This window comes from uncultured Desulfovibrio sp. (genome assembly GCF_944327235.1).
Taxonomy (GTDB): Bacteria; Desulfobacterota; Desulfovibrionia; order Desulfovibrionales; family Desulfovibrionaceae; genus Desulfovibrio.
On sequence record NZ_CALVHE010000005.1, the window covers coordinates 22323 to 34153 of the forward strand.

Here is an 11831-nt window from a genome sequence, read left to right on the forward strand (position 1 = left end):
ACGACATGGGCCGACCGCTGCTGTGGCTGGCTGCCAGCCTTGATGTGGAAGAAGAAGGGCTTTTCGGCGGACGCTATGTCTGTCGTGCGCCCTCCGTGCGCAATACGGCCTTCCTGAGCCGGCTGGCCCCCCTGCTGGAGCGCGGTCTGCGGCCCACGCTTTTCTGTACGCACTGCGCGCTGACGGACACGGCTACGCAAGCCCAGCTTGCCCGCCTGCGGGACCGACACGGAGCGGAGATCGCCGCGCATCTCCATTTCTGGAACACGCCCCCGCTGGCTGACGGCCCGGACGTGCTGCCCCGTGTGCCCGCCGTAGCGCTGGGACAGGACGCTTTCCGGGCCAAGCTGCGGAGCCTGCTGGCCGCGGGGAGGACCTTCCAGGGGGAGGATCTGCGGTCTTTCCGAATGGGGCGCTGGGATCTGCACCGCCATCACTGGCCGGTACTGGCGGAACTGGGCCTTACCTGCGACGCCTCGGTGCGGCCGCTGCACGGGCCTGCCGCCGATGCCCACGGGCTGCGCCTGCGCCCGGATCATTTTTCAGCGCCGCGCACGCCTTATGTCGTCCGTACCGCCAGTGGCGACATCGTGGAAGTCCCGCTCTCGGTGACGCCGCTGCTGCCGGGGCTGCCGTCCCTGCTGGAACGGCTCCCCGCCGTCCTGCGCCGGTCCGCTGTGGGGAGCTTTTCCCACTGGGGAGCTCTGGCCCTGCTGCCCGTGGAGCATCCGCTCCGGGTCATGCAGTATATGACGCGGCGCTTCGTGGCCGCCGGAGGGCGTATCCTCAGTCTGACCTGGCACTCCTCGGAGATGATGCCCGGCGGCGCGCCCCATATGCCCGACGATACGCACGTCACGCGATTTCTTGAAAAAATAGAAAGATATCTTGACTGGTTACCAACGATAGGCGACCTGCGCCACGTCACCATGCAGGATATTTGCCGGGACCTGCGCCCCTGTGCCGCGCCCCTGCCTCCGGCAGGAGCGGACTGGAGCGTCCTTCCCGGAGAAACATTCTCCGATTCTCCCCCGTGTGCCCTGGAGGTTGCATGAACACGACGCTCCCTGCCGATGAGAAGGCTCCCCTGCCTGCCGGTCTGCCGCATGTGGCGGTCATCCTTCTGTGGTATCCGCTGTTTACCCAGCCCTTCATTTTCCGCGAGGTGGAGCACCTGCGCCGCCACCTGCCGCTGACGGTCTACAGCCTGTACGACCATAATCAGCGCTGCTGCTCCGGAGAGATGCGCGCCTCGGCCTCCGCCACCCGCACGCTGGGCATTCGTGCCCTGCCGCAGCTCGTCCGTGAACTGGCCGTGCAGCTTTGCACGCATCCGCTCCGTTTCGGACGGTTGTTCCGGCAGGCGCTCTTCCACCGCTGGCCGTCCTGGGAAGCGCTGGGCGAAAACTGCTGGGCCTTCTTTGCCGGGCTCTATCTGGCGCGGCGTTTCCGGGAGGACGGCATGGACATGATCTATGCGCCGTGGCCGCGCGGGACAGCCACCGCCGCGCGCGTGGCCGCGCAGCTGGCGGGCATCCCCTACGTCATCGCCGTACGCGGCGACAATCTGGCCCCGGCCGACCCCGATCTGGCCGACAAGCTGCGGGAGGCGCTCGCCGTGCGCGTCAACAACGCCGCGGACAAGGAACGCACGGAAGCCTTCGCCAACGGAGAAGCGCGGGGCAAGACGCATCTCGTCTACAACTGCCTGACCCTGCCCGGTGAAGAGACATGCCCGGCCCGTCTGCAGATGCCTGTACGTCTGCTGGCGCTGGGACGCTTTGACGTGACCAAGGGCTTCGACGTGCTGCTTCGGGCCTGCGACATCCTGGCGCAGCGACAGAAGCAGTTCACCCTGACGCTGGCGGGCGGCGGCGGACACCTCTTCGGCCTCGGCAAGGAAGAGAAGCGCCTGCAGACCCTGCGCTCGCAGCTCGGTCTGGAGAACCGCGTCCAGTTCCCCGGTCTGGTCAGCCACAATGAGCTGCCCCACCTGATCAAGGCGCACGACATCTTCGTGGCCCCCTGCGTCATCCATCCGTCCGGCAGGCGGGACGGCATCCCCAATACGGTCATCGAGGCCCTTTCCTGCGGTATGCCGGTGGTCAGCAGCAACATCCATGCCCTGCCCGAAGTGGTCCGCAACGGAGAGACCGGTCTGACGGTCCCGCCCAATGACCCGGAAGCCCTTGCCGACGCCATCCAATGGTGCATGGAGCATCCGGATGAAGCCCGTCGAATGGGCAGGCAGGGACAGAAACTCGTCAGGAAGATGTTCGATCCCGAGACCAACAGCCGCAGCCTGGCGGAAATCTTCTCCGCGCACTATGCCCGGAGGACGGCCTGATGTGCGGCATAGCGGGCATTTGCCTCTGTGACGGCGCGGGCCTGCCGGAAAACGCCGCCGCGCAGGTGGACGCCATGTGCCGCGCCATGCGGCATCGCGGGCCGGACGGACAGGGCGTCTGGAGCGGCGACGGCGTCTGTCTGGGGCACCGCCGCCTGTCCATCATCGACCTTGCGGGCGGCGCGCAGCCCATGCACAGCGCCGATGACCGTTATCATGTGACCTTCAACGGCGAGATCTACAATTTCCCGGAACTGCGCAAGGAGCTGGAAGCGCAGGGGATGCGGTTCCGCACCACTTCGGATACGGAGATCATCCTTGCGGGCTGGCAGGTCTGGGGCAGTGACTGTCTGCGTCACTTCGACGGCATGTTCGCCTTTGCCCTCTGGGATGCCCAGGAGAAGCGCCTCTTCTGCGCCAGGGACCGTTTCGGCAAGAAGCCCTTCTTTTACACGCTCCAGCACGGCCGCCTGTACTTCGCCTCCGAACTGACCGCGCTCACCGACTTGTCGGAACTGACGTTCACGCTCTCGCCCGAAGCCCTCATGCGCTATCTGGCCTACGAGTATGTGCCGACGCCGCAGACCATGTATGCCGAGGCCTCGTCCCTGCCGCCCTCTCACTGGCTGGAGCTCCACGAGGGCAAGCTGCGGGTGGAACGCTACTGGGATCTGCCCTTTCCCGATGAGGGGGATGCCCGCAGCGAGGAAGAGATCTGCGCGACCTATCATGAACTGCTGGCCCGCGCCGTCCGCCGCCGCATGATCAGCGACGTGCCGCTGGGGGTACTCCTTTCCGGCGGCATCGATTCCTCCATCGTGGCCGGTCTCATGGCCGGGCAGTCCTCCACGCCCATCAAGACCTTCTCCATCGGTTTTCAGGAGGCCAGCTACGACGAGAGCCGCTATGCCCGCATCGTTGCCCGGCGCTGGAACACCGATCACCATGAGCGCATCCTTTCCGCCGAGGAATGCGCCGAACACCTGCCGCAGATCATCAGCCGCATGGACGTGCCGCTGGCGGATGCCTCGGCGGCCCCGACCTGGCTGCTTTCCGGCGTCACTCGCGAAAAAGTCACCGTGGCCCTGGGCGGCGACGGCGCGGATGAGCTCTGGGCAGGCTATGAACACTATATCGGCTACAAGGTCGCTACCTGGTACAACGCTCTGCCGACCAGCCTGCGGCGCGGGATCATCGAACCGCTCTGCCGCCTGTTGCCGTCCTCTTCCGGCTACATCAATCCGCGTCTTGCGGTACAGACCTTCCTGCGCGGCGCGCACGCGCCGGACTGGCTGCGGGTGCAGACCCTGCTGACGGCCCTCGATCCCGCGGCGCAGCGCGAACTGCTGGCCCGGCCGGATACGGCTTTCCTGACGGATGCACGCCTCTTTGCGCCGACCCGTGAACATTTCGAGCACTGGCCGAGCGGGCCCGGACCGCTGGCCCGCGCTTTCCATGTCTACGCCCGGCAGTATCTGCTGGACGACATCCTGGTCAAGGTGGACCGCTGCTCCATGCTCCACTCTCTGGAAGTGCGGGCCCCCTTCCTGGACAGAGAAGCCGCGGAATTCGTGGCGCGTCTGCCCATCCGTCACAAATTGCACGGCTTCAAGCGGAAATATCTGCTCAAGCGCGCCTTTGCCGATGTCCTCCCCCCGGAGATCCTGCGCCGCAACAAACGCGGTTTCCAGATCCCCGTCGCGGACTGGTTGCGCGGCCGGATGCGGCCGCTGCTCGAGGAGATGCTCGGAGAATCCCGGCTCCGGCAGCAGGGGATCTTTGCCCCGCAGGCTGTCCGCGCCCTCATGGAAGCCCATTTCAGCGGACGGGCCGACATGCGCAAGCAGCTCTGGACCCTGCTCGTGCTGCAACTCTGGCTGGACGCCCGCCGCCGCTAAAAGCCGCGTCGCGACAGGCCCCGGCGCGACGCGAAAGCCTCCTTCTTGTTGCCGACTGTAACAAATTGGGGCGCAGGCGGGGCTTGCGGGCCTTATCGGCAGTGTTTATACTGAAAGGGAAACGCCCTTGCGGCGTAACCATCCCCAAGGAGCCTGCATGACCAGTCAATTGAAAACGATCCTGCTGCTCGGCCTGCTCTCCGCCGTCATCATCGGCATGGGCGGTCTTGTCGGCGGACGCACCGGCCTTGTCATCGCTTGCGGCCTGGCTCTTGTCATGAATATCGGAAGCTACTGGTTTTCCGATTCCATCGTCCTGCGCATGTACGGCGCGCGGGAACTGAGTCGCTCGGAAGCCCCCTGGCTGCACCAGATCGTGGAGAGCCTCGCCCAACGGGCCGGGATCCCCAAACCGCGCATCTGCAGCATCCCTGAAGAAGCCCCCAATGCCTTCGCCACCGGTCGCAACCCGGAACACGGCGTCATCGCCGTGACCGACGGCATCATGCGTATCCTTTCGCCGGAAGAGCTGCGGGGCGTCATCGCGCATGAGATGGCCCATATCGCCAACCGTGACATCCTCATCCAGACCATCGCCGGCGTCATGGGGTCAGTGATCGTCATGCTGGCCAACATGATGCAGTTCACCGCCTTCTTCGGCGGCAGCCGCGGCAATGACAACGAAGGAGGCGGTACCAGCCCGCTGGCGGCCATCTTTATGGCCATCCTCGCCCCCATCGCCGCCAGCCTGATCCAGATGGCCATCTCCCGCTCGCGGGAGTACCTTGCCGACGAGACCGGCGCCAGTCTCTGCGGGCAGCCTCTGGCGCTGGCCGGGGCCTTGCACAAGCTCAGCGGCGCCGCCGGCGCCCTGCCGCTGCACAGCGGCAATGCCTGCACGGAACAGATGTTCATCGTCAAGCCGGTCTTTGGTTTCGGCGGCAGCATGAACAATCTTTTCAGCACGCATCCGCCCATCGAGGAACGCATCCAGCGTCTTGTCGACATGAGCCGCACAGGCCAGTACCGTTAGCGGACCGTACGCCGCAAAGGAGCCACCATGATTCGTCCGAGCTGCCTCCCTGTCCTCCTCTGTCTTTGCTGTCTTGCGCTTGCGGCCTGCACCGCGCGGCAGAAGCAGGCGGACACGCTCTTTCCTGAAAATTGCGAAAAGACCTATACCTTTGCACCGGGCAACTACATCATAGAGATCGCCGGCGGTTCGGAAGTGGTGCTGGATCCTCTGGTGCACGACTTCCACCTGTTCTGCTCGGCGGATCAGGCCAGAGACTACGTTCTGGAAGAGATCAGCAGTCACCGCCTGCCGCGCGGGGACTGGCGCGTCTATGTGGTCGGCGGCAATTTCAACGAACTGGCCCAGCCCGCGGGCAACGGCACCTTCGTGCTCAAGCGCATGGCCCCGCTGGTGGACTGGGTGTCGGAGATGCCGGTGGGCAACCTGCGCTATGTGGAGCCGTAAGGCCCGCGTTCCCGTCCTTTCCCCACGGAGCGCCCCGCTCGTGGACCGGACGAAAAATAGCTGAAAAGGATACGGCGGAGAGGGACATCCCCCTCCGCCGTTTTTCTTTTTTTCGCGACCTTTCGCGGTCCTCGTCCGAAAACAGGTGACATGCGGCGCGTATCCGGGCACAGTGAGCGCAGAGCCTCGCACCGGCGGACTGGCCCCGGTCATCCCCTGCCTCCAGGAGCATCAACATGTCCTTCATTGCCGATCTGCACATCCACTCGCGCTTTTCCCGCGCCACCAGCAAGCAGCTTACCCCCGCCCATCTGGCGGCCTGGGCCCGCTGCAAGGGCATCGACCTGCTGGGGACAGGCGACTTCACCCATCCCCAGTGGCGGGAAGAGCTGCGTGCACAGCTCGTGGAGGATGCGGACAGCGGACTGTACCGCCTGCGACAGGGTATGGCGGAAACGCCCGACTTTCTGGAGGGGGACGGCGGCCTGCTGCACGATGCCGAACCGCGCTTCATCCTGCAGACGGAGATCAGTTCCATCTACAAGCGGCACGGCAAGGTGCGCAAGGTGCATAATCTGGTCTTCGTGCCCACGCTGGAAGATGCCGACAAACTTTCCCGCCGTCTGGAGGGCATCGGCAATCTCGCTTCGGACGGCCGGCCCATCCTGGGGCTGGATTCCCGCGATCTGCTGGAGATCTGTCTGGAGACCTGTCCGGGATCGGTCCTCGTGCCCGCCCATGTCTGGACGCCGTGGTTTGCCCTTTTTGGCTCCAAATCGGGATTCGACCGGCTGGAGGACTGTTTCGGGGATCTTTCCTCGCACATCTTCGCGCTGGAGACGGGCCTCTCGTCCGACCCGGCCATGAACCGTCTGGTCAGTTCTCTGGACGGCTACGCGCTCATTTCCAATTCGGATGCGCACTCCGGAGCCAACCTCGGTCGGGAAGCCAACCTCTTTGCGGGCGACCCCAGCTATGACGGCCTGTTCGCGGCCCTGCGCCGCGCGGCCCGCCGTGAAGCGCAGGACGGACAGGATTGCCGTTTCCTCGGCACGCTGGAATTCTATCCCGAAGAAGGGAAATATCATCTGGACGGACATCGCGCCTGTCAGGTCGTCATGACCCCGCGCGAGGCCCTGGCCTGCAACAATATCTGCCCGGTCTGCGGCAAGCCGCTCACCATCGGCGTGCTGCATCGCGTCTGGGAGCTGGCGGACAGGGAAGAGCCCGCCCGCCTCGCGCATGAACCGGATGTGCATCCGCTCATCCCGCTGCCGGAGCTGGTCGGGGAAGTGCTGGGCGCGGGCGCGGGTTCCCGCAAGGTACAGCAACGCTATGCCCAGCTCCTGCGCACGCTCGGCTCGGATATGGACATCCTCTGCCACTTGCCGCTGTCGGACATCGCCGCCTGCTGGGGACCGCTGGCCGAGGCCGTGGGACGTATGCGGCGCGGCGAGGTGCACAGGGAGGGCGGTTATGACGGGGAGTACGGCGTGGTCCGTGTCTTCTCGCCCGAAGAAGCCGCGGAGCTGCATGGACGACGCGCTCGACGCGCGACCTCCGGACGCAAGGCCGCGCCTGCTTCCGCGTCCGCGCTGCCCCTGCTGGAGGGCGGCTCCCGGACGGAACCGCAGGCCTCCACGGCCCCGGAGGACGATATCCGCCGCTTCCGGCAGGATCTGGACGCACAGGCCGCGCCCCCTGTCGATGAAACTCGTGCCCCTGACTTTTCCGACGAACAGCTGGTCGCCCTCACGGCCGGGCCGGAACCTGTCCTGGTCCTTGCCGGGCCGGGAGCGGGCAAAACGCGCGTGCTGGTAGGCCGTTTGCGCCATCTGCTGCGTCAGGGCATCGCGCCGCAAGACGTGCTGGCCATCACCTTCACCCGGCGCGCCGCATCGGAGATGCGGGAACGGCTGGCAGCGGACGAGACCGGGCCGGAGACCTCCCTGCCTGCCTGCGATACCCTGCACGCGCTGGCCTGGGCACATCTGCAGCAACAGGACCCGCACGCCGTCCTGCTTTCAGAGGAAGCGGCGCGCGATCTCTTCCGGCAGGCCAGCCCGGCGCTGGACAGCGCGACGGCCCGCCGCCATTTCGATGCCTATTCCCTCTGGCGGGAACAGGAGCAGCATGGCAGGCATCTGCCCCCCGATGCCGGGGAGCTGCCGCTGCTGGGAGCCCCCTCCCAGCCGTGGCATACGGCGGCCTGCGCCTATGCCGCCGCCAAGCGGACCCATACGCCGCGTCTGTATGATTATGCCGATCTGCTGGACGACTTCCTGCTGGCCGCCAAACGCGGCGATGTGCCTGCCCGACAGCAGGTGCTGGTGGATGAGATACAGGACCTTTCCCCCAAACAGATCGCCATCGTACGCGCCCTGCTGCCGGAAGACGGCTGCGGTTTCTTCGGCATCGGGGATCCCGACCAGGCCATTTACGGATTTCGCGGCGCGCACGGACAGGATGAGGAAAGCATCCGCGCCGTCTGGCCCGCGTTGCGCGTCTTCCATCTTGCCCGCAGCTACCGGGCGGGACAGGGCGTCCTGGATGCCGCTCGCCGCATCCTGCGCGAACGCGGACAGTGCGGCGCTCTGCACGCCGCCCGTCCTCTGGCCAGCAGCCTGCATCTTTTTGCCGCTCCCACGCCGCAGGCGGAAGCCCGCTGGATCGCCGGACATGTGGGACGCCTGCTCGGCGGGTCGTCGCTCACACTGCACAAGGAAGGCGAGGCCACAGGACATGTGCTGGACGGCAGCCTTTCCCCCGGAGACATCGCTGTCCTCGTGCGCATCAGGGCCCAGATCCCGCCCATCCGGGAGGCCATCGAGGCCGCGGGCATCCCCTGCAGCGCACCCGCCGAGGAAAGTTGCACCCGCGACGACTTTTGCCGGACCATCCTCCTTGCCGCCGCCCGGAGCGAGGACATGGCGGGATGCGTCCCGACTTCATGGAACGAAGCCGCCGACCGTCTGACCGGACAAGCACGCGACCTGTCGCGGGAAGAACTTGTGCGGGCCCTGTCCGCACCCGACGGGAAGGCCCTGCCGCCCGACGCGGCGGGTGAGAGGCTTTGCCGCCTTCTGGAGCTGGACAGCACCCGCAGCGGTCTCTTGCTGCGGCAGCCGACCTGGCGACAGCTCTGCCGCCTCTGGCAGCGGACCGGCAACTGGGCGGAATTGTTGCGCCGTCTGGTCTGGGAAGATGAGGCCGAGGCCCTGCGCGCTCGTGCGGAACAGGTGCAGATCATGACCATCCATGCCTCCAAGGGGCTGGAATTCCGCGCCGTATTCCTCCCCGGTCTGGAGGACGGTCTACTGCCCCTGCGCCGGGAGATCCTTACGGGACAGCCCACGAATGACGCCGTGCCGCAAGAGGAGCTGGAAGATGAACGCCGTCTGCTCTATGTGGCGCTCACTCGTGCCGCCCAGGGCGTTTATGCCAGCCGCTGCGCACAGCGCCCCCTGTTCGGACGTTCACTGCATCTGCCAGCCTCGCCCTTCCTCAGTCTGGTGGAGGACGCCTTCCATCAGTCCACCCTCAAGGCGCGTACCCGGCAGACGCAGGAACACCTCTCCCTGCTGGGATAGCGCGTTTCGTCATTGAAAAATGGCATGTCGCAAGGCGGCGACACAGCGCCACCCGGCCTAAACCAGGCGGAATGAGCGCATTTTTCCGCGAAACGACAGGCCATTAGAGCAATTCCACATTGAAAATGTGGATTGCTCTGGTAGTCGCGAGAGCGACTACCCGCAACCGAACACACGGAAAAACCACGCTTTTTCCGTAGTGTGAGGGCAGCGTCAGCATTGAAATTGGACACAATTTCAATGCGAATCCGCTCTAGACCAATTCCACATTGAAAATGTGGATCGCGCTGGTAGTCGCGAGAGCGACTACCAGCAACTGAACACACGGAAAAACCACGCTTTTTCCATAGTGTGAGGGCAGCGTCAGCATGGAAATTGGACACAATTTCAATGCGAATCCGCTCTAAGACAAAAACACAGTACACGCTCCGCTTGCTTTGGGGGAGGGGAGCGGAGCCGCGTATTTTTGCCTCTTCTCTCGGCAGAAGCGCGCTTGGGAAGAAGGAGAACCCGCTCCCGCGCTGCGACGACCAAAAGGCGGCCGCAGGCCGTGTCCGTTAGGCAGCGCAGGAGCCTTACGGGCATCGACAGCAGAGCGCGACCGAAAGGCAGCCCGAAGGGCTGTGCCCGTTGCGACGCAGGAAGCTACGGGCATCGACAGCAGAGCGAGAACTTCCCTCCCCAAAACAGGAAAAGAATAACGCTGACAGGCCCTGAACCGGGAACGCCCTCGACGCGGCCCGGCAACAAATGAAAAATGCCCCTGCCGAATGTCGAAAGACATCCGCCGGAGCATTTTGCGAAAAGGGCGACCCTTTCCCCTGATCTCGACGCGACCCGCGTACGGCCGCGAAACGATTACTGTTCTTCAAGCCATGAGTCGTCTTCCAGCACGGTATAGCCGCGTACCATCAGATACGAAACCTCATCGGCCACTTCCAGCAGGCCCGTGACTTCCACCGGCACGCTCACCTCATCATCCAGGTCCACCCCGGCCCCACGCGGGATGATACGGTATTCCACATCATCCTGTACGATGGCCACCCGCGCCTGACGTGCATCCGTCCCGCGCGGTACGGCGGTCACATAGCCTCTGACCGTGATCTGTTCCTTGCTCATCTGCTTCTCTGAAACCTTGCTTGCAACTATCCCGGCCCGGCCGGAAAGGACAGGCCGTCACAGACATACTGTTCCGTCATACGTCGCGGACTGTCGGGCCTTACGGCTGCACACCAAGACAGACAGCGATCCCAATGACAATGCGAGCGTATGATACGCGGGCCGCCTGCGCCACGCAAGAAAAAATGCGCCATTGTCCGCTGGACGTCGAACTTTTCCGCCTGTGCGTCTGTGGGGGCGGGGGATTGCCAAGCGCCTTTTTTTTCATGTAGGTAAGGGAAAGCTTTTCCGCAACGCCTTGCCTCTGGAGGTCCTCGTGAACTTGCGCCTCTGTTCCCTCGCCCTTGCCCTGTTCCTTGCCGTGCACGGCTCCGCTGCCGCGCAGGATTTCGGCACCTTCAGCATGGACGTGCCTCAGGGATGGATCGCCTCTGTCGGGGAAGGCGGCGCCGTCGCCGTCATCGCGCCGAAGAATGAAGCCGCCGTCACCATCGCCATGGAAAAACTGGAAGGCCTCAGCCCCGAGGAAGGCGTGCGGGTCTTTGCCAAAGAGCTCGGCGGCAGCGAACCGCAAAAAACGGCTGACGACGAGTATGCCTTTCACTTCACCCGTAACGGCGTCGAGAACCGCGCCTTCTTCCGTGCCCGGAAAGAACGCTTCATGCTGATCACCGTTTCCGACGACACGGGCAAGCATCAGCAGACCATCGACGCCATGTTGCGGAGCCTCACGGAAAAATAGCTTCGGGCCAGTCTTCCCCGCCGGAAAGACGACAGTACAAGCATAACAGACCAACGGACGACGGCCTGCCGGAGATACGCATGATCAGACGCCAGCGGATACGCCAGTCAGGAACACCCGGCGGCAGCCTCCCGGCCCATGGCGCGCGTTCCCGACTCTTCCGCAGGTCGGCGCTGCTGTCGGTCCCACTGCTCCTGCTCCTGACCGTCGCGCCCGGCGCACAGGACTTCCGCCGTTTCAGCGCCCTCATCCCTGACGGCTGGGAAGTGACGGAACGTCCGCAAGAGCTGCTTATCCTCCGCTCCCCCGACGGGGATGCCGCCGCCGTCATCATCTGCGCCCCACTGCCTGACGAACGCCCGGCCAGAGACATGCTCGAAGGCTACGTCCGGTATTTTTCAGGCAGTGAACCGCAACAGCGCAATGAGAACGCCCATACCTTCACGTTCGTACGCAACGGCGTGCGAAATACGGCCCTTTTCCTCCATGACGCCCACCAGTACCTGCTGCTGACCGTCAGCGATCCCCGCCAGCGCTATCCAGAATGTCTGGATATGCTCATGGATTCGCTTGTCCTGCGTAAGGACGACGGGCCAGCCACTCCCTGAAAACAAAAAGACCGCCCGACAGGAAGGGCGGTCTTGTGTTGCCTGCG

9 protein-coding genes are annotated in these 11831 nt (G+C 64.7%); 8 read left to right on the plus strand and 1 reads right to left on the minus strand.

Features of this window, described 5'->3' with window-relative positions:
- Positions 1–5: 5 nt before the first annotated feature.
- The 6 genes from Q0K00_RS01670 (at position 6) to Q0K00_RS01695 (ending at position 9315) form a co-directional block, all read left to right on the plus strand.
- Positions 6–1055 (plus strand): glycosyl transferase family 1, encoded by a 1050-nt coding sequence (locus Q0K00_RS01670; RefSeq protein ID WP_297226871.1) that lies wholly within the window; start codon positions 6–8, stop codon positions 1053–1055.
- Positions 1052–2347, plus strand: coding sequence for a glycosyltransferase family 4 protein (locus tag Q0K00_RS01675; protein WP_297226873.1), 1296 nt, complete (start codon positions 1052–1054; stop codon positions 2345–2347). The genes Q0K00_RS01670 and Q0K00_RS01675 overlap by 4 nt, the downstream gene beginning before the upstream one ends.
- Positions 2347–4245 (plus strand): asparagine synthase (glutamine-hydrolyzing), encoded by a 1899-nt coding sequence (asnB, locus tag Q0K00_RS01680; protein WP_297226875.1) that lies wholly within the window; start codon positions 2347–2349, stop codon positions 4243–4245. The genes Q0K00_RS01675 and asnB overlap by 1 nt, the downstream gene beginning before the upstream one ends.
- Positions 4246–4402: 157 nt before the next feature.
- Positions 4403–5278 carry a zinc metalloprotease HtpX gene (locus Q0K00_RS01685; RefSeq protein WP_297226877.1) on the plus strand — a complete coding sequence of 292 codons (876 nt, stop codon included), beginning with the start codon at positions 4403–4405 and terminating at the stop codon, positions 5276–5278.
- A gap of 27 nt (positions 5279–5305) precedes the next feature.
- Complete coding sequence (locus Q0K00_RS01690; RefSeq protein ID WP_297226878.1) at positions 5306–5725, plus strand: DVU_2496 family lipoprotein; 420 nt, start codon at positions 5306–5308, stop codon at positions 5723–5725.
- A gap of 236 nt (positions 5726–5961) precedes the next feature.
- A complete protein-coding gene (locus tag Q0K00_RS01695) occupies positions 5962–9315 on the plus strand; it encodes a UvrD-helicase domain-containing protein (protein WP_297226880.1) in 3354 nt (1117 codons plus the stop codon).
- Positions 9316–10173: 858 nt separating this feature from the next.
- On the opposite strand, the gene Q0K00_RS01700 is transcribed toward Q0K00_RS01695, so the two are convergent.
- The gene (locus Q0K00_RS01700) at positions 10174–10434 is read right to left on the minus strand and encodes a hypothetical protein (protein WP_297226882.1); all 261 of its coding nucleotides are present in this window, start codon (positions 10432–10434) and stop codon (positions 10174–10176) included.
- 316 nt (positions 10435–10750) lie between these two features.
- Here Q0K00_RS01700 and Q0K00_RS01705 point away from each other — a divergent pair, with 316 nt between their 5' ends.
- Together Q0K00_RS01705 and Q0K00_RS01710 are read left to right on the plus strand one after the other, a co-directional pair.
- Positions 10751–11176, plus strand: a complete 426-nt coding sequence (locus Q0K00_RS01705; protein WP_297226883.1) for a hypothetical protein — start codon at positions 10751–10753, stop codon at positions 11174–11176.
- Positions 11177–11256: 80 nt separating this feature from the next.
- Positions 11257–11784 carry a hypothetical protein gene (locus Q0K00_RS01710; RefSeq protein ID WP_297226885.1) on the plus strand — a complete coding sequence of 176 codons (528 nt, stop codon included), beginning with the start codon at positions 11257–11259 and terminating at the stop codon, positions 11782–11784.
- The last annotated feature ends 47 nt before the right edge of the window (positions 11785–11831 follow it).